The organism is Pantoea sp. ABR1s (assembly GCF_057812235.1).
The window spans coordinates 388821-408239 of record NZ_JBSZSY010000004.1 but is presented as its reverse complement, the minus strand read 5'-3'; the positions used below and the strand labels follow the sequence as shown (position 1 = coordinate 408239).

Genomic DNA, 19419 nt, shown 5'->3' with positions numbered 1-19419 from the left:
AGAGCAATACCGATGGAAATAACTGAAGCAGATGAAAGACATATTACTGCTATCCAGCAGATTTATGCTTATCACGTATTACATGGCACCGCCACTTTTGAAACCGAACCGCCAGATGTACCTGAAATGGCAGCCCGCCTGAAAAAGGTGCGTTCAGCAGGACTGCCCTGGTTTGTGGCGGTTGATGATGGGCAAGTCCGGGGATACTGCTACCTGTCATTTTACAGGGAACGGCGCGCCTACCGGTTTACCCTGGAAGACTCAGTCTATATTGACGCCACTTGTCAGGGGCGGGGCTACGGCAAAATGCTGTTATCCCGTGCGATAGCCTGGGCAGAAGCCCGTGGCTTTCGCCAGCTCGTGGCCGTGGTAGGTAATAGCGAAAATACTGCCTCCCTTGCCCTGCACCGCGCCGCAGGCTTCAGCATCACTAGCACACTCAGTTCGGTAGGATTCAAGCACGGGCGCTGGCTCGATACGGTCATTTTGCAGCGCACGCTTGGACAGGGCGACTCCACGCTTGCGGAGAGCATAGTTTGACAGCCGGACATCTGACAGGCCGCAGCATTTTCTGTATCGGTATGACACAGCTTATTAACTGGGGTATTACGTTCTACATGCCGGGCGTTTTCGGAGCCGCCATCATGGCGGAGACGGGCTGGTCTCCCCCTGGTGACATTCTCTGGTCTGACCGTTGCCATGCTGGTTATGGGGCTGGTTTCACCGCTGACCGGTTCCGTCATGGCCCGGACCGGAGGACGCATGATGATGATGGCGGGAACCTTCGCCATAACCATTGGGTGTTTTCTGATGGCGATTACCCATTCCACGGTGGCATGGATTGCGGTTTGGGTCCTGACGGGTGTCGGCATGCGCCTTGCCTTGTATGACGCTGCGTTTGCCCTGCTTGTGGAAACCGCAGGTGCCGGGGCCCGAAGAGCAGTTTCTCTGGTTACACTGCTGGGCGGCCTCGCGTCAGCTGTGTTCTGGACTGCTGGCGCGGCCCTGCTGCACATTACCGACTGGCGGCATGCCTTACTCGTTTACGGGTGTGCGGGTCTGGTGGGCCTGCTTTTTCTGACCGCCGTTCCGGCAGGCCGTCGGGTAAAACCTCCCGCTGCTGGTCGATCTGAGCTTCCGGCGGCAGGGACCGCAGAGGAACGAAAAGGATTTATCAGCGGCCTGTGGTATGCCGCCCTGATAGCGCTGCTCAGCTTTGTCTCCACCGGCGTGTCTACGCATTTCCCCCAGATACTGGCCGCTTATAGCATGCCTGCCCTGGCCGGCATGCTTTGGGGCGTGGGACAGGTGAGTGCCCGCCTGCTGGACGTGGCCTCTGGCGCACGAATCTCCGCACTAGGCCTGAACCTTATTACCGGTATCCTGCTGCTACTCTGTTTTATGACCGGCCTTGCGGGGTACGTTACGCCTGTGGCTACAGCCCTCTTCGTCCTGGGTTATGGAGCCGTGAACGGACTGTGCACGGTCGTGAAGGCCTTACTTCCTCTCGTGCTGTTTGATCCGCAACATTACGCCCGCAAAACAGGCATGCTGTTATCACCAGGATTTTTTCTCGCGGCACTTGCCCCTTCTGCTTATGCCATGCTGCTGGAACGGGACGGCGTAGGCGGTACGCTGCTTATTTCAGCTTTCCTGACACTGTTCATTACGGCGATTTCCGTAGTGCTCTGGCGACGTCATTCCGGCTCAGGAGTACAGAGCCGTGATTAGAAAATACTACATCTGCCCGGGAAAAACGTTTGATACGGTTCGCGATACTATCAGGATTTGATCTGGATAAATCCGTATCTTGTGTTTTCGCTTTTCGCACATATCGGACTTTATCTGATGCAGATGTCCGCTTTGTGCCAGAAGCGGACATCGGATAATAATTTATATTAATATTTAGAAGAAGAACATTCAGCCATAATAACCTCCTGAATTACAGTCATTAATTTTCATTTATGCAGCCTTAAAATCAAATCTATTTTTGCACTTTTAATTTTACAGTCATGGGAAGATTCCTGGCAGGTTTGCCCTTTTCAAAACGCCATTTTGAAACGGCTGTTATTACAGCATCATCGAACAAGTGGTCTGGTGTAGACTCGATAATTCTCATCTGACTTACCCTGCCTTCTGCATCAACGTCAAAGTTAAACTTAACCATACCTTCTATCCGGTTCTTAGCCGCATAGTATGGGTAAACGGGTCGATCTTGTCGAAGGGGCTTGGGTTGTTCAACTTTAACAGGTGAATAAGTAGTACATGCATTGAGTACAAGAACAGCCACAATCATCATAAACCCATACATAACAATATCCTTTTGTTGATAAACATTATCATTATACTTAAACATCAACGGAAGGACATTTGCTGAACTCATCGAATATCGCGTTATAATCCAAAAAAACAGTGGATATAACCCCAATAAATCCTGCTCCCGTCTTGCTGCAAACTAGTCATCCGCTCCTCGCTCATAGCGGACATATCCTTCATAACACATGACCTACAATGAACACTTCAAAGAAACCGCTGCAGGCAGCCACCTCATTCAATACGCGGGAAGAGTCGTTAACGATTGAAGGGTAATAAACCCATTTATGTGGGCGAAGGCAAGTAAGCCAGGACGGCATAGAACAGAATAAGATTCGTGTCGTAAAACCTGACAGCTAAGCATTACGCTCTATTGCAGCAGATTAAACCTATTAATCAGCCGACCAGGCAGTGCTGTTATCTGTCTGATCGGCTGGAGAGGGCGGTTCAGGCTACCGGACTTTCGTTTTTCAGCGATTCTGCCAGCACGTTTAATATGTTACTGGCCGCGACGGTGCCCATCTTCACGTAGGAGTTATCGCTGACGCCGCCGATGTGTGGCGACAGAATCACATTCTTAACACTCTGCCAGATATGCGGCGCAGTCAGGGGTTCTGTGGCAAAACTGTCCAGTGCGGCCCAGTCGACAGTGCCATTATCCAGCGCCGCTAACAGCGCTTCTTCATCAATGAGACCACCGCGTGCCGTGTTCACCAGGATGGCGCCTTTTTTAAACAGAGCCAGTTTCTCAGCGTTAATCATCTGTTGCGTCTGTTCGGTTAACGGGCAGTGCAGCGAAATGACATCTGCCTGTTGCAGCAGGTCGTCAAGTGAGGACGATTCACACTCATCGGGAAAGGTTCGGGCAAAAGGATCATAAGCGAGCACCTTCATGCCAAAAGCACGGCCAATGCGGGCAACACGACCGCCTATGGCACCAAGCCCTACCAGACCCAGCGTTCTGCCCTCCAGCTCCACCGACTTATGGGTCGATTTGTCCCAGTGTCCCTGGCGCATGCGCTGATCAAGCGGTATCACCGATTTTGCACAGGCTAAAATTAACGCCCAGGTATGCTCGGCCACGGCCGCTGCGTTGGCCCCCGGGGCTGACTGAACACTGATATGACGTTCAGCCGCCGCCTTATGGTCGATAACGTCAATGCCGCTGCCGTGTTTGGAAATAACCCGCAGGTCAGGCGCGGCATCCATAATGCGGGCGTTGATTTTTCCGTATCGGACGATAATCGCCACAGGGTTATGCTGCTGACAGAGCTGGAACAGGCTATCTTCGCTGGGCTGTTTGCCGGCATAAACAATGCTGAAGTCACTAAGCAGGCTTACTGCCTGCGGTGCCAGGTCATTACCCGTCACCAGGATCACGGGAGAAGAGGTTGTCATCAGAGCGACTCCCCATCGACCAGCATGCCAGCGGTTTGCAGGGCTTTCTCTAACCACGGCGCACGAAGGTCGCCATCACGAATGGCTGCGATACGGCTGGTTTCGACATCGAGTTTTTTCTGGGCCAGTTCGAGCAACGCAGGAACGTCTTCACGCGGCAGAACCACCACGCCATCAATATCCCCGATGACGAGATCGCCTGGCTGAATGGCTGCGCCCGCCACAGAAACCGGGTAGTTGACGCGTCCCGCAATGGACTTGGTCGGACCGCAGGGATTCAGGCCCGCAGAGAAAACCGGAAAGCCGTTTGCGCTGAGTGCATCGGCGTCACGCACCGCACCATCAATAATAATTCCGGCGATGCCGGAGGCTTCTGCCTGGGTGGACATTATCTCACCGATTAATGCACAGCTGATATCGCCTTTGCCATCGACCACAATGACATCGCCCGGCTGGGCAATCGCCAGCGCGGCGTGGATTGCCAGGTTGTCGCCCGGTCTCACCTCGACAGTGATAGCCGGTCCGGCGACTTTCATTGTGGGGGACACAGGTTTTACGCGACCGTGCAGCGTTCCGCGTCGTCCGGCAACATCAGCAAGGATTGCCGCCTGAAACTGAGCAGCCTGTTTTACGCGCTCTGGTGCGATACGGATAATGTCGCGATTGATGAAGGTATTCTCTGCATGGGGCATAGATTAATCCTCTTTGTTTTACCAGGCACAACTAAGTTGTACAATATAAAACTACTATATCGATGTTAATTGAGTTCGCACCAGTGTTAAGCATTCATTTGTGATGTAAATACGATGTAAATCACAAATTGCGCGGTAAACTGCCTGCCGTCGCAAACAGGAGGACGTACCGATGGGGAATGAAGGCGTAATTGCCGTAGAAAAAGCGCTGGCGCTGCTGGATTGTTTCAGGCCTGGTGAGGAATCACTGACGCTGACCGCGCTGGCGCAGCTTTCGGGGTACCATAAAACGACAGTTTATCGTCTGATGAACTCACTTGAGCGCATGAACTATGTCATTCGTCGCGACAATGGCGTTTATACCCTGGGGCCAAGACTGCTTTATCTGGGCAAGCTCTATGAACAGTCCTTTCATCTGGCCAGTATCGTTCAGCCTGAACTTCACGCACTGGCGACTGCGACAGGCGAAAGCGCCACATGGTATGTAATTGAAAACGGTCAACGACTCTGTCTTTTCAGAGCAGAGCCCTCTGAAGGACTGCGTGAAACACGTCTGCCCGGCACTTATCTGCCGCTGGATAATTCTGCCATCGGGCAGGTGCTTCGTTACTGGGGGCTGAATGAACCTCTGTTTGACTCTGTACCTGAACTCCCGTTGTTCACGTCAGGTATTCGCGATCCACATATCGCGGCATTCTCCGTACCGGTGTTTGGTGAAGGTAACAAACTGCTCGCGGCGCTGGCATTAACCGGTCCGGCTTCACGCCTGACGCAATCGATGCGCGACAGTAAGATGGGAAAACTGATGAAAGAGGCGGCCTGCAGGCTTTCGGTAAAATCAGGTGCACATAAAGTGATGTGTGATAACGTTTATAAAATTTAGTCGTCTTGCTTTGCTGCGACCGGAAGGTATTAGTTGCCCCAACTATGCTGCGTTTTAACGCTCTGCGGGTGGGAACCGATTGATTTCCGCTAAATGACTAACAGCACGCTGGCGTGCCTGATTATGGGATCATGAAAGCCTCCGCGCCATAAGTGGAGGCGAAAGATCACGCCACCTCTGACATCTCTTGCTAAGCCCTCTTTGTGCGAGGCTTTTTACACCCGGATTTTACATCAGGTGTTAAAAGACTCGCAGCCTCATGAAAATTTCCCAGCTTTACTGCCCCAACATGAATTTCCTTCATGTTCGTTGAAATTTAATCACTTTTTTTCAACCGGGTGTTGAGGCATAAAGTAAGAATTGTTAATAACTTTGAGTCATATGAATAGTTGTAAAGGGATAGCCACGCTGGATAACCCTTAAAAGCAACAACGCATATCAGCGACCAGGATACCCGATAGCGATGAACAACTTAGCCTTTACCCTCAAGCGCATTCGTTTCGACGAAAACTATAATCCTTCGAAAAATACGCGGGCGACGACTAACTTCGCTAATTTAGCGCGCGGCGAAAAACGTCAGGAAAACCTGAACAACGCTCTGGTGATGATCGACAATCGTTTCAACTCTCTGGCGCACTGGGACAATCCAAAGGGCGACCGCTACTCAGTTGAACTTGAGATTATTTCTGCTGAGCTGAATCTTCGTCCCGGAAGTAGCGACGAAACGTTCCCGGCGATTGAGATTTTAAAAACGCATATCGTGGATCATAAAACCGGTCAGCGCACCGAGGGGATTGTCGGCAATAACTTCTCTTCCTATGTGCGTGATTATGATTTCAGCGTTGTTCTGTCAGAGCATAACAAAGGTCAGACTGAATTCAGCCTGCCAGATGATTTTGGTCAGCTGCATGGCAATATTTTCAAAAGTTTCGTGAACTCAGCGGTCTATAAAGAGAACTTCAGTAAATCGCCGGTTATCTGCCTGAGTGTATCGAGCAAAAACACCTACGTGCGCACCGGTAATCAGCATCCGGTATTGGGCATTGAATATCAGCAGGATGAACCTTCCCTGACTGATTTCTATTTCGGAAAAATGGGTCTGAAAGTGCGTTTCTTCATGCCGCAGGGCAGTGTTGCGCCGCTGGCTTTCTATTTCCACGGTGACCTGCTCAGCGATTACACCAATCTCGAGCTGATCAGCACCATCAGCACCATGGAAACTTTCCAGAAGATCTATCGCCCTGAAATTTACAACGCGAATTCTGCTGCGGGACAGTACTATCAACCCACGCTGCAGCATCAGGATTATTCGTTAACCCGGATTGTTTACGATCGCGAAGAACGCAGCCGTCTGGCCGTCGAACAGGGTAAGTTTACTGAGGCGCATTTCATTAAGCCGAATCAGACACTTCTCGCGCAATGGTCTGCTGAATCCGTTCTTTGATTAATTAAATATAAAAGGTCACCTGCTATGAAAACCTTATTACCGACATCTACTGCTGGCAGCTTGCCTAAACCCTCCTGGATTGCGCAGCCAGAGGTGCTCTGGTCACCCTGGAAACTGCAGGATGAAGAGTTAGTCGACGGCAAAAGAGATGCGTTGCGTCTGTGTCTGGACGATCAGGTTCGGGCCGGTATTGATATCGTCAGTGATGGCGAGCAGACCCGTCAGCACTTCGTGACGACGTTTATTGAACACCTCAGCGGTATGGATTTTGAAAAGCGTGAAGTGGTTCGAATCCGTAATCGCTATGATGCGAGCGTCCCGACCGTGGTGGGTGAAGTCTCACGTCAGAAGCCCGTGTTTGTTGAAGATGCGAAAATCCTGCGTAAGCTGACCGATCGTCCTATTAAGTGGGCGTTGCCGGGTCCGATGACGATGATCGATACCCTTTATGACAATCACTATAAAAGTCGAGAAAAGCTGGCCTGGGAATTCGCAAAGATTCTGAATCAGGAAGCCAAAGAATTAGAAGCCGCTGGCGTGGATATTATTCAGTTTGATGAGCCTGCGTTTAACGTCTTTTTCGATGAGGTGAACGACTGGGGCATCGCCGCGTTAGAGCGCGCCATCGAAGGTCTGAAGTGTGAAACCGCGGTTCATATCTGCTACGGCTACGGCATTAAAGCGAATACAGACTGGAAGAAAACTCTGGGTACAGAGTGGCGTCAGTACGAAGAGGTCTTCCCTAAATTACAGCGTTCAGCTATCGATATTGTCTCACTGGAGTGTCAGAACTCGCGGGTTCCAATGGATCTGATCGAGCTGATTCGCGGTAAGAAGGTGATGGTCGGTGCCATCGATGTGGCAACCCATACCATCGAGACACCTGAAGAAGTGGCGAATACGCTGCGCAAAGCGCTGCAGTTTGTGGATGCTGAAAATCTCTATCCTTCAACCAACTGCGGCATGATTCCACTGCCGCGTCAGGTTGCTAATGGCAAACTGCATGCGTTAAGTGCTGGCGCTGAGATTGTCCGCAGAGAGATTCTGGGGAGATAATTTTTCCCTAAGCAGATTCAGTCCGGCTGACGATTTGATTCCTGAAAGGCGATCAATAGCCGGACTGAGTAACAATCATCCCTCTGCTAATGGCCGATTTACTCAGGGATTTATGCCGTCTGCCTGCTCAGGCAGGCCGGAGTACGATAACGGCATATCGACAGCCCTGAGTCGTTTTATTTCTGAACACGCAATCAGCTGGATCGCCCAGTTCCAGACAGTCGCCAGCAGCCATCTCATAGGTGCTGGAACCTGCTTCAAAAGTCAGCGTCCCTTCAATTACCCATATCAGCTGGCGTCTTGAAACATAGGAGATTGCCGGCATCGGCACAGCGGTATTTGCCGGCAGTTCGACACTGACCAGATCGACCGGCATCTCGCCCGGTGAAACGTGGCGACGCAGATAGCCGGTTTCCGGATCCTGCCACACCGGCTGATTTTCATGCCTTACCAGCGTCCCGGTTTGCACTTCAGTCTGAGCAAGCAGCTGAGAGATGGTCATATCAAACGAGCCTGAGAGGCGCGCTAACAGAACCGCCGTCGGGCTGCTCTCCCCACGCTCAATCTTATGGATCATCGCCCGTGAAACGCCTGAGTTATCAGCCAGCTCGGTAAGTGACCAGCCGCGTTTTTCCCTTTCCTCTTTTACCTTCTGACCGATGCGGACATTCAGGCTGTCTTCTTTGCTGGACTTTTTATCTAACATAATGGATAACTATCATAGTGAACAATTCATCTACTTTAGTGAGTGAGCAAAGGGGTGTCCACCATGATTATCCGTGCGGCTGTAGAAAGCGATGCTGAAATCATCGCAGAGATTTATAACGACGCGGTGCTTAACACCACCGCGATCTGGAATGAAAATCGTATTGATGTGGCTAACCGCATCGCGTGGATAAACAGCCGCCAGCAGGCCGGTTTTCCTGTGATTGTGGCGACAGACAAAGATGATACCGTGCTGGGATATGCCTCTTATGGTGACTGGCGTCCCTGGGACGGATATCGTCATACGGTTGAGCATTCGGTTTATGTTCATAAAGATGCACGAGGTAAAGGGGCGGGTGGCGCCCTGATGCAGGGGCTTATCCAGCTTGCTCACGAAGCCGGGAAGCACGTTATGGTGGCGGCGATTGAATCGGAAAATGCGGCATCCATTGCCCTGCATAAAAAACTGGGATTTATTGAGTCTGGCAGAATGACGGAGGTTGGAACTAAGTTTGGACGCTGGCTGGATTTGACATTTTTGCAGTTGCGTCTGGATGACCGTAAACGACCCTGAGTTGTCCCTTAAAGTGAATCCTTTGATGATGCTTCCGGCAGGATGCCGATCCCCGCAGAAGAAAGCTATGTCTGGAAAATGTTTGATTGCTGCAGATCGTTTAAAGCGAGAAACGAAGCCGCAGCGAACCAGGAGATAGCAAATTTGCACGTCAGCCGATATAACAGATAAATAACAACCCATCGCAGAGGACATCATGGCGCTTTCGCACGAATTAATCCTGATCTTCACCACCTACTTTGTAGCTACAGCCAGTCCCGGGCCAAGTAATATGGCGATAATGGGAACGGCAATGAAAAAGGGCAGAGGTGCCGCACTGGCGCTGGCTGCGGGTGTCGTGAGTGGTTCGATGCTCTGGGCGCTGCTGGCCGCCTGCGGTGTGCTGACTGTGCTGGCCACCTTCGCTCAGTTGCTGATCGTGTTAAAAATTGGCGGAGGGTTATATCTGTTATGGCTGGCGTTTAAAGCCGGCAAATCTGCGTTACGCCGCACTGAGGCCAGCGATTTTAAAGCCAGCGATGAGCGGGTCGCGTATGGCAGACTGTTTCGTCAGGGGATACTGATGCATATCGGCAACCCCAAAGCGATTCTTACCTGGGTGGCCATTATGTCGTTTGCACTGAAGCCGGATGTGATCGCCGCCACGCTGCCGATAATCATCTGCGGCTGTGCGGTGATTTGCGTGGTTGTGTTCGGCGGCTATGCTCTGCTGTTCTCAACCGCTGTGATGAGCGCATTTTACCGTCGCATTCGTCGCGGACTCGATGCGCTATTAGCCTGCTGCTTTGCGCTGGCAGGGCTGAAACTGGTATTCAGCCGCAGTTAATACTGATGAAGGTGTACGAGGGGGTATCCGCTTCTGGCTCAAATCCGCAAAAGATCATGCAATGAGCCGGAGCGGCATTAAAATGACAGGATTCCGGTAGCGCTACTGCAGCCCCTTACTTAAACACCACTATGATCAGGCAAGTAGTCAGACAAACCAGGAATCTGAGTGAACAGGATGATGAAATGAAAGGCGCATGTCTGTGTGAAACCGTTGCTTTCGAAATATCAGTAACCCCCACGCGCTATTACCGTTGTCACTGTTCTTTGTGCAGAAAACAGAGCGGAACCGGCTATAACCTGGCAACGATCGTAAAAGAGAGTGACTTCAGCTGGGTTTCCGGTGAGAGCCAGATCGCGTCATGGCGCAAACTCACCGGTTATCGCAACGATTTTTGCGCCAGCTGTGGCTCCACAGTGCCTAACCGGTTGCTTGGCAGACCTTATATCTGGCTTCCGGTTGGTTTACTCAGTGAGCCTGCCGATATGCAGTGCACAGGTGATTATTGTACTGATGACGCCATGCCCTGGGACACAATTCGTTCCGAGACAAATCATGCCGGGCCGGTAGAATCGCTGGACTCTCTTCTGACGAGCTTAATGCTTTTTGATTGATGGCAGTGGTGCTTCTTTGTTATTCAAAAAGTCACTGAGTCAGAACGACCCCATTAACGGAAAACAGACGTTATTCCTGCAGCCTGTGTTCATCGATCATTATTCGTTAGCTTTAATCCCCAGTAGTCAGAACAGGCTTTAACATCGCGGGGAGAAGGAAGCAGAAGTTTTGGCAGTCTGACCTGGTCGTAAAGCTTTTTATGGTGCTTTCGATTTTGCGGGGCAGTACGGATAATATATTTCAGCATCTCCAGGCTCATCGGCTCTCTGCCCATCCCCAGGCCGCCAATACGCGGCGTGGATGAATAACATCTGCGAATGTAGCGCAGAAGTGCCACTGTCACTTTTACATCCAGCAGAATTAAGCCTGTGGCACGCGCGAATCGTTCTTCAATGCATTTGGTGTAATTACCCTCCATCACCCATCTTTCCTGACTCACCGCCTCAGCATGCAAACGAAGAAATTCTGCCGGTGCTCTGGGCACCCATTGACTGTCCGGAATATGGTGAAGCTGATCCAGATGAACTGCTGGTAGATCTGTTTTGCGAGCAATGGCCTCAGCTAAGGTCGATTTTCCGCTGTTCGATGGACCCATAATACAAATGCGTGGCCCAAGCGCGTCTAATGGAAGTGCACTATTCACAACGTTTCCTCTGAATTAACCCTGTCTGAAAATGGATAAATGCGTACTGCTCTGAAACTTTCCTGTGCACCCCGCAAAGTCTTAAACGCTGCCGGGAGCCGTTGGCTGGTCAGCCTGGGGATTCTGAACCTTTTCTGGATCAAAGTCAGGCCGCAGCGGCGATGATAGCCAGACTTGCCGTGAGCCGTCTTAATCTACGCAGCAACAATATTTCGGTAAAGATTGGTTACATTTTGCCGATAAATTGTTCAACCAATCAAACCGTAGAGGGCATTATGGGGTTAATCAATGGCGTGACAACAGAGGTGGCAAGAGGATATTTAGCCACGCTCACCGTAACAAACAGATCTGAGAACACGACTAAAGAAACTATTACCGGAAAAGAATTACCTGCCAGTGTGGTGGTGATCTCACCCGAGGCAAGAGCGCGCCTGGTGCAGGCTATCGCTGAGCCCATTACGGCAGAGCAGCAGGCGAAAAATTCAGAGGAACTGGCAAAGACAAAGTCATCCGGTCAGGGACCGTCCGTTAACCTCGGATATGCGTTATTCAACGATCCCTACACCAGCTGGGACGCCAGAACATTTACTCCGCTTCTGAGTATGACGGCTGCTAATACGCAGACCGCTATGGATGAGTTTGCCGCTGCACTCCATGAGGTGCTGGCTGAAGGCCAGGTGGGCCGTAATCAGTATGATAATTCGGATACCTCGGAAGCCATGGCGCTGACCCTGACGCAGTCTAAGCTCCATAAACTGATAGAAAAATATGTCTCCGGCGATAACCAGAAGCAGGCGAATGAGATTGCTGATGAGATGATAAGCGTCAAAGTCGCCATTCGTGAACGTCAGACGTTGCTGGGAGCACAGGATACGCTGGCGTTAGCCATACGTCATGGAACACGCGACATGCAGGAGAGCGCACGTGACTATCTCAGCCAGGTTAAGAGCGCAACCGCACGGCCACAGGTGGAGCTGGCCGGGATGATGGAAGCCATGAAATCGGGCCGTGATATGGACTCTGTCTTCAGCACCTTTGCCGATTTGATTCGTGCCACGCCGAATCCTGACAACAAAGCACAGCCCTCCATTGATGGCGCACTCAGTCAACTGGAGGTTTATCGTCAGCAGTGGCAGGCGTTCACTGAAAAATACGCTTCTTAATGTTCTTATGATCCTGCAGGCAGCACCTCCGTCCCGGCGAAGCAATTTGCCTGAAAGCGGCGTCTGCAGGATCACCTCCTGACTTTACGCAGTCAGGCGCTGCGCTGAGAGATTGTTAATCCCACGCGCTGTCAGCACTCCACCCAGATAGTGACCCTCTGCCAGAAACCACCGATACCGCCCTGGACAAAAAGCACAGATTACACATTTACAAATTTAAATGTGTAAATATAATGTCGCCTCTTCACACATCAGAGGATTTTTTGTCATGCCGTCACTTTTTACCCCCTTGAGTCTGGGCGACCTTCAGCTTCGTAACCGCATTGTACTGCCGCCGCTGACGCGCTGCCGTAGTGAACAACCGGGCAACATTCCCGGCGAGATGATGGTGGAGTACTACCGCCAGCGTTCCAGCGCGGGACTGATGATCACCGAAGGCACCCAGATTGAGCCTCGCGGGCAGGGCTATGCATGGACGCCGGGGATCCACAGCGAAGCGCAGATCGCCGGCTGGAAAAAGGTTACAGAGGCAGTACATCAGCAAGGGGCCACGATTTTCTGCCAGCTCTGGCATGTTGGCCGCGTGTCGCATAATGAACTGCAGCCGGGCAAGCAGGCACCCGTTGCCCCTTCAGCCATCGCAGCCGATAACGTCCGGGTATTTATTGAAACCGGGCCTGGCGCCGGCATATTGACCGCACCCAGCGAGCCACGCGCACTGACTACATCGGAAGTTAAAGAGATCGTAGAGCTTTACCGACGCGCGGCGGAGAATGCCAAAGCGGCCGGTTTCGACGGTGTGGAACTCCATTCCGCCAACGGGTATCTGATTAACCAGTTTATTTCTGAGCACACCAACTTCCGTACGGATGAATATGGCGGCTCTGCTGAGAATCGTCTGCGCTTCCTGCGAGAAGTCGTTGAGGCGGTCAGCTCGGTATTTGGCAGCCACCGCGTTGGCGTCAGATTTGCGCCTCTGTTTACCAGTACCGACGAAGAGCGCGTCTATCTCGGCCTGGTTGAAAGTGATCCACACGCGACCTACATCCGCGCAGCAGCACTGCTGAACGAGCTGGAAGTTGGCTATCTCTCCATTGCTGAAGCCGACTGGGACAACAGCCCGGAGATGCCAGAGAGCTTCCGGATCACACTGCGGAAAACATTCCGCTCTCCGATCATCTATTCGGGTCGCTACACGGCTGATAAAGCGCAGCATGTGCTGGAAAAAGGCTGGGGCGACCTGTTTGGTTTTGGCCGCTCATTTATCGCTAATCCCGATCTGCCCGCGCGGATTAAATCAGGATATCCGCTGAATGAGGTCGATCACGCCTCCCTGTATGGCGGCACTGAGAAAGGCTATACTGACTATCCATTTTATCCATCCTGATATTCTGTGAGGCGGCATGTCCCCCGAAAATGCCCTGAAGTTACTGTCCAACCCGACCAGAGTGGCAGTGCTGAAGTGGCTTAAAAATCCTGACGAAGCGTTTGCGGGCTATACCCAGCTCTATCCCTTCGATCAGTATGGCGTCTGTGCCAGCCTCATACAGGACAAGGCGGGCTTATCACAGCCCGCCACCTCGTTATGCCTGAAAGCACTTCACAATGCGGGGCTGGTTGAAGCCAGCAAAGTCGGGAAATGGACTTACTATCGCCGCGCCGAACCGCGCATTCGTGAAATAACCGATGCGGTAACCCAATCGCTGCAGGCGCTTTAAAAGCGACGGCGTACAGGGTAATGTAGATGTCAGCGCCATCCTTCTGAGGGTGACTTCACCGAACGCATTAACTCAGGGTCAGAAAATGTTTATGTCAGTTCTGTCTTTCACAACCGTCACCACCACCGCCTCTGGCGGCGGCGTGAGCGACTCTGTGACAGGCACCTGACACAACTGATTCTCACTCCCCGCCGAACCGGACGGGGAGCTGTTCTCCGTTCTTAAAACTGAATGGAGACACGTCATGGTTACATCTGTAAGTGCACTTTTAATTATCGACATGCAGCAGGGCCTTTTTAATGGTCCCGAGGCTCCCTTCGCCGCAAATTCGATCTTGTCGAACATCTCACTTCTGATTACTAAAGCCCGGGCTTCTGCCGTCCCCCTCTTTTTCGCACGACATATCGGCCCGGATGATTCCCCTTTTAACGAGCAAAGCCCGCTGACGCGCCTGATCCCGGAATTGCAGGCTAACCCGCAGAGTGATGTCGTCTTCACCAAAAGATATCCCAGCTGTTTCAGGGATACTGGCCTGCAGCTTCAGCTGAAGCAAAAGGGCATTAAGCAACTGGTGATTGCGGGGATGAAAACGGAGTTCTGCGTTGATACTACCTGTCGGGCAGCCCCGGAGCTGGGTTTTAACGTCGTACTGATTTCCGATGCGCACACCACCGTCGATAATCCCCACCTCTCTGCGGAGAAGATTATTGCGCATCACAACCAGACGCTGGCGGGCCCCTTTGTGACGCTGGCAACCGCAACTGACTGGCATTTCGGTTCTGCCGGTTAAGTCCGATTTTCTGACCCGGTTCCATGCAGTCTGCTTGACGAAGCTGTCTGCTTAACTTACAACTAAACCCGTCAGGGGAGTCTCGCCAGAGAGACTGAGAGGCTAATAGCGCACCGCGCGGCTTAGCGACCCTTAGAACCTGACCCAGTTGATACTGGCGTAGGAAGACGGGTATCTCATCAGATACTTGCCGCAGGGGCGCATTCGCAACGTTCCTGCCTTTTCCCTCTGTATCACGGGTCTTCGTTAACTGATAACGAGGCCAAATTGAAAAATCTCATCCTGAATCTTTCTTTTCCTGTCCGGTGGATACCATGAGCCGCTGGTCGGTGCTCGGCAGCGGCGTTGCCGGGCTTTGTGTCGCCACGCTGCTGCTGGAGCGGGGAGAAACGGTCGAAGTTATTACTCAGCCTGACTGCCGTGCGGCCTCGCACTGGGCGGGCGGCATGCTCGCGCCCTGGTGTGAAGCAGAAAGCGCACCGCCACAGGTGATCGAATGGGGCCAGCACGCGGCCAGCTGGTGGGCGAAACGCGTTGATGGCGTGGAACAGCAGGGCACGCTGGTGGTTGCTCCGCCGCGTGACAGCCGCGAACTGACGCGCTTCGCCAGCATGACGCAGCAGCATCAGTGGGTCTCTCCCGGTGACATTGAACCCGCACTGGAAAACCGCTTTGCCCGCGGCCTGTTTTTCGCCGCAGAGGCGCATCTCGAACCGCGCCGCGCCTTGCAGCAACTGCGCGAAAAACTGCAACAGGCTGGCGTCCTCTTTCACAGCGGTAAACCCGGCGGCAAAATCATCGACTGCCGTGGCATCCACGCCTCCGATCGGCAGCCAGCCCTGCGCGCCGTGCGGGGCGAAATGGTGATCCTGCACACATCCGACGTACAACTCTCCCGTCCTGTCCGGCTGCTGCACCCGCGCTTTCCCTGCTATCTGGTGCCGCGTGCCGGAGGCCACTTCATGCTGGGTGCCACTATGGTGGAAAGCCACGACAGCAGCCCGATCAGCGCCCGGGCGATGATGGAATTGCTCAGCGCCGCTTACAGCCTGCATCCGGCACTGGCCGAAGCGCGGATCGTGGAGAGCGGCACCGGTCTGCGTCCTGCTTACCGGCAGAACCTGCCGGAAGTCCGCTACGAAAATGGGCGTTTCTCACTTAACGGCCTCTACCGCCACGGCTTTTTGCTGGCCCCGATCATGGCTGAAAAACTTATGCTGCAACTGACTCAGGAGATGACTCATGCGCGTTGAACTGAATGGACGCACGATTGAAACCAGCGCAACGACGCTGGCGGAGCTTATGGCGGAGCAGGAGATCGATCCGCGGACCGTCGCCACCGCGCTGAACGGGGAGTTTGTACCGCGTAGCCGCTATGCCGGCCAGCAACTTGAGGCGGGCAACCAGCTCGAAATCCTGTCACCGATGCAGGGAGGTTAACCATGTTCTATCAATTTACTCCGCAATCCCGATTTCTGCTCGGCACGGCCGGTTATCCGTCACCGGACATTCTGCATCAGGCGATCAACGCGTCAGGCGCGGAGATTATTACCGTCAGCCTGCGACGGGAAGGCAGTGAAGGCGGCGCTTTCCGCACGCTGCTGCAACAGCTCAACAAACGTATTCTGCCGAATACGGCAGGCTGCCACACGGTGAAAGAGGCGGTGACGACGGCGCAGATGGCGCGTGAACTGTTCGACACACCGTGGATCAAGCTGGAGGTGATTGGCCATGCCGACACGCTGCAGCCCGATCCTTTTGCGCTGGTTGAAGCCGCGCGGATTCTCTGCGCTGACGGGTTCCAGGTGTTTCCCTACACTACGGAAGATCTGATTGTCGGCGAAAAATTGCTGGAAGCGGGCTGTGAAGTGCTGATGCCCTGGGGCGCGCCGATCGGCTCCGGCCAGGGGCTGCGTAATATCGAGGGACTGCGCGCTATGCGTGCGTGGTTTAAAGATGTGCCGCTGATTATTGATGCGGGCATTGGCGCGCCTGGCCAGGCGGCTCAGGCAATGGAGATGGGTTTCGATGGCGTGCTGCTCAACACGGCGGTGGCAAAAGCGCGCGATCCGGTGCGTATGGCGGGAGCCTTTGCTGCTGCAATCCACGGCGGACACGAGGCGTTTCAGGCGGGATTGATGGAGCAGCGCGACATGGCGTCTGCTTCTACGCCTATTTTTGGTCTGGCACAATTCAGTTAAGGAGCAGCGATGGAGCGTTATCAGCGACAGACGATGTTGCCTGAGATTGGTGAAGCGGGGCAGCAGCGGCTGAGCAGGGCAAGGGTGCTGGTGGTGGGGGCGGGCGGGCTTAGTGCAACGCTGCTGCCGTTACTGGCAGGCGCGGGTGTGGGATTTATCCGTCTTTACGATGGCGATCGGGTTGAACTGCACAACCTCCACCGGCAGACGCTGTTTGGCGTCGCCGATGTTGGTCAGTCCAAAGCAATCTGCGCTCAGCGTGCGCTGGCGCAGCGCAATCCTGACTGTCGCGTTGAGGCGCATCCACACGCGCTAAGCGCCAGTCAACTGCCGCAGGCGCTGGAGGGAATCGATCTGGTGGTGGATGCGGCGGATAACTTCGCTATTACTTATCAGCTCTCCGATGTCTGTTATCCGGCAGGCCTGCCGCTGATCTGCGCTTCGGTGCTGGGACGCAAAGGCTATGTTGGCGGATTCTGTGGCGGTGCGCCTGGCTATCGCGCGCTGTTCCCGCAGCTGCCCACGGCCTCGGGTAACTGCAATACGGCAGGCGTAATGGGACCGGCGGTAGCGACGCTGGGCGCAATGCAGGCACAGATGGCGCTGAGCGTATTGTTAAAACTGACGCCATCACCGCTCGGCTGCATGATCCACTGTGACTTTGTTGACTGGCATATCAGGCAGTTTCGTTTTGATGACGCACCTGAACCTGACGCGCCCGGCACGCCCTTTATCGATCGGGCCATGCTGATGGAGGATGATTGCATAGTGGAGTTGCGCAGCCTGGAAGAGGCACCGGTCAGTGTGGCCGAGCGGGTGGTGCGAATTCTGCCGCAGCAGATAGCGGCCTGGCAACCGCCGGTCAATCAGCGTGTGGTACTGGTGTGTGCCAGTGGCATGCGCGCAGCCCAGGCGGCTGATAACCTTGCCGCGCGGGGGATTGCGCGGCTTGCGCTGATGGCGGCAAACACGCTGTAACGTGCCGGTTTAGACTACCTCGACCAGCTGGAACGTCTCGAAGATCAGCTCCATTTCGCTGTGAAAATAGCCAGCGCGCTCGAAGTAGCGCTGATGTTCCTGACGCCAGTGGTCGAGGCTCAGATCGCCTTCACCCTCCAGCATCGCCATCTCTGGCGTGACGCGATCAAAGCGCGTCAGGAACAAGCCGGTAGTGCGGATCACGCAGACGGGCTGCTGTTCGCCGTTGAGAACAATGCTGTAACCGCCCGGTTGAGGCAATGCTTCCTGATCCTGCCAGCTCCGCAACGACCCGCAGGTGGCCACTTTCTTACCGGCAATAATCAGCGTTGCGAGCTCGCTGGCTAATTCCGGGGAGTCACCAAATGCATCTGTGAAGGCACCCGGATATTTGTCCTGCAGTTGTTGCAGCGTCATCGTCATCAGCAAATCCTCAATGAATTAGGCGTGCTGGCCCGGCGTAACGTCAGGTTATCGCCATGCAGGCCAGCGGTGCCGTTAAAATGAACAACAGTAGCGGCTTTATTCCCACCGTCTGCTGCTGATAGCGGTACAGCTTAACCGGCCTCCACATGGGAAAACAGGCTTAATTATCAGGATATTGAGTTTGCGCGTGAGTGGGGTCGCAAAGGAGAGACTCAGTCTGGCGCGGCCAGGCACAGCCGCGCACTAAGATTAACGAATCAGAAAGCTTGCCCAGTGCGCTATATCGTCACCGCTGCTGATTTCGGGCTGTACCAGACCGTTAACCATAAAGGTTGGTGAAACGTGAATGCCGTTCTGACGGGCATACTTGCAGTGCCATTTAATGGCGTTCTGCAGGTCGGGCTGATCAAACGCGGCGCTGGCATTCACGCCGCTGTAATCTTTAAGGCGGGCGAGGATCTGATTCGGCGTGGCATCGCGGTTCGGACCGGTACAGTGATCGGTGAACTCAAACTCTTCACGATGATCGGCCACCGCCTGCATCACCTTTTTCGCGGCCTCTTTACTTTCGCAGGCGGCGGCAAGGATATAGCGCACTATCAGCCCGGAATAGAGGTGCCACGGCTGTGATTGCAGACGGATCTTCAGGGTGATGTTCTCTTCACCCGCGTGCGCCAGTAACGCGTCGAATTTATTGAAGGCGCGCACCGAAAAAGGACAGGTGGGTTCCAGAAAGACTTCAAATATCTCAGGGCCGTGGCCCCATACCAGTACATCAGCGTGCTGACTCATCGACAACTCCTTGAACATTAACGAGACGGGAAACCTGTTTACCCTGGCAAATCCCTCTGACATCAGCCAGTTAAGAATCAGCTGCAATTGTTACAAAAAACAGCAATCAGCTGATGAGTCGCGTGTAATACGCGACAGGCAGGTCCATTAGTCGTTAGAATTGCCAACTTTGGCATTTTCAACTGCTGGCACGGCGTAG

At 53.5% G+C, this 19419-nt stretch carries 23 protein-coding genes and 1 riboswitch; of the genes, 16 read left to right on the top strand and 7 right to left on the bottom strand.

Annotated features, from left to right (window positions below; all coding sequences use genetic code 11):
- Positions 1-12 precede the first annotated feature (12 nt).
- Together ACXKZD_RS23080 and ACXKZD_RS23075 are read left to right on the top strand one after the other, a co-directional pair.
- Complete coding sequence (locus ACXKZD_RS23080) at positions 13-540, top strand: GNAT family N-acetyltransferase (protein ID WP_191920193.1); 528 nt, start codon at positions 13-15, stop codon at positions 538-540.
- Positions 541-699: 159 nt separating this feature from the next.
- Entirely contained in the window at positions 700-1731 is a 1032-nt protein-coding gene (locus tag ACXKZD_RS23075) for an MFS transporter (RefSeq protein WP_427053061.1), read from the top strand.
- A 253-nt stretch (positions 1732-1984) separates the two neighbouring features.
- On the opposite strand, the gene ACXKZD_RS23070 is transcribed toward ACXKZD_RS23075, so the two are convergent.
- The 3 genes from ACXKZD_RS23070 to ACXKZD_RS23060 all read right to left on the bottom strand — a co-directional run bounded on the left by ACXKZD_RS23070 (position 1985) and on the right by ACXKZD_RS23060 (position 4403).
- The gene (locus tag ACXKZD_RS23070; RefSeq protein WP_223564351.1) at positions 1985-2383 is read right to left on the bottom strand and encodes a TonB family protein; all 399 of its coding nucleotides are present in this window, start codon (positions 2381-2383) and stop codon (positions 1985-1987) included.
- A gap of 377 nt (positions 2384-2760) precedes the next feature.
- Positions 2761-3711, bottom strand: a complete 951-nt coding sequence (locus tag ACXKZD_RS23065) for a hydroxyacid dehydrogenase (RefSeq protein ID WP_223564352.1) — start codon at positions 3709-3711, stop codon at positions 2761-2763.
- A complete protein-coding gene (locus ACXKZD_RS23060; protein WP_223564353.1) occupies positions 3711-4403 on the bottom strand; it encodes an RraA family protein in 693 nt (230 codons plus the stop codon). Before ACXKZD_RS23060 ends, ACXKZD_RS23065 begins: the two co-directional genes overlap by 1 nt.
- Positions 4404-4575: 172 nt before the next feature.
- Between ACXKZD_RS23060 and ACXKZD_RS23055 the strand changes: the two genes are divergently transcribed.
- The 3 genes from ACXKZD_RS23055 (at position 4576) to ACXKZD_RS23045 (ending at position 7789) form a co-directional block, all read left to right on the top strand.
- A complete protein-coding gene (locus ACXKZD_RS23055; RefSeq protein ID WP_223564354.1) occupies positions 4576-5286 on the top strand; it encodes an IclR family transcriptional regulator in 711 nt (236 codons plus the stop codon).
- Positions 5287-5749: 463 nt separating this feature from the next.
- On the top strand, positions 5750-6730 hold the full coding sequence (locus ACXKZD_RS23050; protein ID WP_182504931.1) for a DUF1852 domain-containing protein: 981 nt from the start codon (positions 5750-5752) through the stop codon (positions 6728-6730).
- Positions 6731-6757: 27 nt separating this feature from the next.
- A complete protein-coding gene (locus ACXKZD_RS23045; protein ID WP_488982272.1) occupies positions 6758-7789 on the top strand; it encodes a methionine synthase in 1032 nt (343 codons plus the stop codon).
- Between the two features lie 127 nt (positions 7790-7916).
- Here the strand turns inward: ACXKZD_RS23045 and ACXKZD_RS23040 are convergent, their stop codons facing one another.
- Positions 7917-8495, bottom strand: a complete 579-nt coding sequence (locus tag ACXKZD_RS23040; protein WP_033773786.1) for a helix-turn-helix domain-containing protein — start codon at positions 8493-8495, stop codon at positions 7917-7919.
- Between the two features lie 63 nt (positions 8496-8558).
- Here ACXKZD_RS23040 and ACXKZD_RS23035 point away from each other — a divergent pair, with 63 nt between their 5' ends.
- From ACXKZD_RS23035 to ACXKZD_RS23025, 3 genes are all read left to right on the top strand, one after another.
- Positions 8559-9068 carry a GNAT family N-acetyltransferase gene (locus ACXKZD_RS23035; protein WP_488982271.1) on the top strand — a complete coding sequence of 170 codons (510 nt, stop codon included), beginning with the start codon at positions 8559-8561 and terminating at the stop codon, positions 9066-9068.
- 196 nt (positions 9069-9264) lie between these two features.
- Entirely contained in the window at positions 9265-9894 is a 630-nt protein-coding gene (locus tag ACXKZD_RS23030) for a LysE family translocator (RefSeq protein WP_045140173.1), read from the top strand.
- A gap of 185 nt (positions 9895-10079) precedes the next feature.
- On the top strand, positions 10080-10508 hold the full coding sequence (locus tag ACXKZD_RS23025; RefSeq protein WP_072101266.1) for a GFA family protein: 429 nt from the start codon (positions 10080-10082) through the stop codon (positions 10506-10508).
- An 89-nt stretch (positions 10509-10597) separates the two neighbouring features.
- Here the strand turns inward: ACXKZD_RS23025 and ACXKZD_RS23020 are convergent, their stop codons facing one another.
- Complete coding sequence (locus tag ACXKZD_RS23020) at positions 10598-11152, bottom strand: P-loop NTPase family protein (RefSeq protein WP_223565868.1); 555 nt, start codon at positions 11150-11152, stop codon at positions 10598-10600.
- 275 nt (positions 11153-11427) lie between these two features.
- On the opposite strand from ACXKZD_RS23020, the gene ACXKZD_RS23015 reads away from it, so the two are divergent.
- The 8 genes from ACXKZD_RS23015 (at position 11428) to ACXKZD_RS22980 (ending at position 18002) form a co-directional block, all read left to right on the top strand.
- Entirely contained in the window at positions 11428-12315 is an 888-nt protein-coding gene (locus tag ACXKZD_RS23015; protein WP_223564357.1) for a hypothetical protein, read from the top strand.
- A gap of 268 nt (positions 12316-12583) precedes the next feature.
- Complete coding sequence (locus ACXKZD_RS23010) at positions 12584-13702, top strand: alkene reductase (protein WP_488982270.1); 1119 nt, start codon at positions 12584-12586, stop codon at positions 13700-13702.
- 16 nt (positions 13703-13718) lie between these two features.
- Positions 13719-14033 (top strand): ArsR/SmtB family transcription factor, encoded by a 315-nt coding sequence (locus ACXKZD_RS23005; RefSeq protein ID WP_010247494.1) that lies wholly within the window; start codon positions 13719-13721, stop codon positions 14031-14033.
- A 244-nt stretch (positions 14034-14277) separates the two neighbouring features.
- Complete coding sequence (locus tag ACXKZD_RS23000; RefSeq protein WP_167433110.1) at positions 14278-14823, top strand: cysteine hydrolase family protein; 546 nt, start codon at positions 14278-14280, stop codon at positions 14821-14823.
- 63 nt (positions 14824-14886) lie between these two features.
- Positions 14887-15006: riboswitch (TPP riboswitch) on the top strand.
- 131 nt (positions 15007-15137) lie between these two features.
- Positions 15138-16076: an FAD-dependent oxidoreductase gene (locus ACXKZD_RS22995; protein ID WP_167433109.1), complete on the top strand. Its 939-nt coding sequence runs from the start codon at positions 15138-15140 to the stop codon at positions 16074-16076.
- Positions 16066-16263, top strand: a complete 198-nt coding sequence (gene thiS / locus ACXKZD_RS22990) for a sulfur carrier protein ThiS (protein ID WP_187484524.1) — start codon at positions 16066-16068, stop codon at positions 16261-16263. Before ACXKZD_RS22995 ends, thiS begins: the two co-directional genes overlap by 11 nt.
- A gap of 2 nt (positions 16264-16265) precedes the next feature.
- Positions 16266-17024 carry a thiazole synthase gene (locus tag ACXKZD_RS22985; protein WP_010247482.1) on the top strand — a complete coding sequence of 253 codons (759 nt, stop codon included), beginning with the start codon at positions 16266-16268 and terminating at the stop codon, positions 17022-17024.
- Positions 17025-17033: 9 nt separating this feature from the next.
- Positions 17034-18002: a HesA/MoeB/ThiF family protein gene (locus ACXKZD_RS22980; RefSeq protein WP_187484523.1), complete on the top strand. Its 969-nt coding sequence runs from the start codon at positions 17034-17036 to the stop codon at positions 18000-18002.
- Between the two features lie 9 nt (positions 18003-18011).
- Here ACXKZD_RS22980 and ACXKZD_RS22975 read toward each other — a convergent pair whose 3' ends face one another.
- Both ACXKZD_RS22975 and ACXKZD_RS22970 read right to left on the bottom strand, forming a co-directional pair.
- Positions 18012-18425 carry an ASCH domain-containing protein gene (locus ACXKZD_RS22975; RefSeq protein WP_010670725.1) on the bottom strand — a complete coding sequence of 138 codons (414 nt, stop codon included), beginning with the start codon at positions 18423-18425 and terminating at the stop codon, positions 18012-18014.
- A gap of 252 nt (positions 18426-18677) precedes the next feature.
- Positions 18678-19220: a DsbA family protein gene (locus ACXKZD_RS22970; protein WP_033768581.1), complete on the bottom strand. Its 543-nt coding sequence runs from the start codon at positions 19218-19220 to the stop codon at positions 18678-18680.
- Positions 19221-19419: the final 199 nt, after the last annotated feature.

What these genes read in the sequence shown, in the direction of transcription:
- ACXKZD_RS23080 (WP_191920193.1), top strand. Translation starts at nt 13, where the DNA reads ATGGAAATAACTGAAGCAGATGAAAGACATATTACTGCTATCCAGCAG.
- ACXKZD_RS23075 (WP_427053061.1), top strand. Translation starts at nt 700, where the DNA reads ATGCTGGTTATGGGGCTGGTTTCACCGCTGACCGGTTCCGTCATGGCC.
- ACXKZD_RS23070 (WP_223564351.1), bottom strand. Translation starts at nt 2,383, where the DNA reads ATGAGTTCAGCAAATGTCCTTCCGTTGATGTTTAAGTATAATGATAAT.
- ACXKZD_RS23065 (WP_223564352.1), bottom strand. Translation starts at nt 3,711, where the DNA reads ATGACAACCTCTTCTCCCGTGATCCTGGTGACGGGTAATGACCTGGCA.
- ACXKZD_RS23060 (WP_223564353.1), bottom strand. Translation starts at nt 4,403, where the DNA reads ATGCCCCATGCAGAGAATACCTTCATCAATCGCGACATTATCCGTATC.
- ACXKZD_RS23055 (WP_223564354.1), top strand. Translation starts at nt 4,576, where the DNA reads ATGGGGAATGAAGGCGTAATTGCCGTAGAAAAAGCGCTGGCGCTGCTG.
- ACXKZD_RS23050 (WP_182504931.1), top strand. Translation starts at nt 5,750, where the DNA reads ATGAACAACTTAGCCTTTACCCTCAAGCGCATTCGTTTCGACGAAAAC.
- ACXKZD_RS23045 (WP_488982272.1), top strand. Translation starts at nt 6,758, where the DNA reads ATGAAAACCTTATTACCGACATCTACTGCTGGCAGCTTGCCTAAACCC.
- ACXKZD_RS23040 (WP_033773786.1), bottom strand. Translation starts at nt 8,495, where the DNA reads ATGTTAGATAAAAAGTCCAGCAAAGAAGACAGCCTGAATGTCCGCATC.
- ACXKZD_RS23035 (WP_488982271.1), top strand. Translation starts at nt 8,559, where the DNA reads ATGATTATCCGTGCGGCTGTAGAAAGCGATGCTGAAATCATCGCAGAG.
- ACXKZD_RS23030 (WP_045140173.1), top strand. Translation starts at nt 9,265, where the DNA reads ATGGCGCTTTCGCACGAATTAATCCTGATCTTCACCACCTACTTTGTA.
- ACXKZD_RS23025 (WP_072101266.1), top strand. Translation starts at nt 10,080, where the DNA reads ATGAAAGGCGCATGTCTGTGTGAAACCGTTGCTTTCGAAATATCAGTA.
- ACXKZD_RS23015 (WP_223564357.1), top strand. Translation starts at nt 11,428, where the DNA reads ATGGGGTTAATCAATGGCGTGACAACAGAGGTGGCAAGAGGATATTTA.
- ACXKZD_RS23010 (WP_488982270.1), top strand. Translation starts at nt 12,584, where the DNA reads ATGCCGTCACTTTTTACCCCCTTGAGTCTGGGCGACCTTCAGCTTCGT.
- ACXKZD_RS23005 (WP_010247494.1), top strand. Translation starts at nt 13,719, where the DNA reads ATGTCCCCCGAAAATGCCCTGAAGTTACTGTCCAACCCGACCAGAGTG.
- ACXKZD_RS23000 (WP_167433110.1), top strand. Translation starts at nt 14,278, where the DNA reads ATGGTTACATCTGTAAGTGCACTTTTAATTATCGACATGCAGCAGGGC.
- ACXKZD_RS22995 (WP_167433109.1), top strand. Translation starts at nt 15,138, where the DNA reads ATGAGCCGCTGGTCGGTGCTCGGCAGCGGCGTTGCCGGGCTTTGTGTC.
- thiS (WP_187484524.1), top strand. Translation starts at nt 16,066, where the DNA reads ATGCGCGTTGAACTGAATGGACGCACGATTGAAACCAGCGCAACGACG.
- ACXKZD_RS22985 (WP_010247482.1), top strand. Translation starts at nt 16,266, where the DNA reads ATGTTCTATCAATTTACTCCGCAATCCCGATTTCTGCTCGGCACGGCC.
- ACXKZD_RS22980 (WP_187484523.1), top strand. Translation starts at nt 17,034, where the DNA reads ATGGAGCGTTATCAGCGACAGACGATGTTGCCTGAGATTGGTGAAGCG.
- ACXKZD_RS22975 (WP_010670725.1), bottom strand. Translation starts at nt 18,425, where the DNA reads ATGACGATGACGCTGCAACAACTGCAGGACAAATATCCGGGTGCCTTC.
- ACXKZD_RS22970 (WP_033768581.1), bottom strand. Translation starts at nt 19,220, where the DNA reads ATGAGTCAGCACGCTGATGTACTGGTATGGGGCCACGGCCCTGAGATA.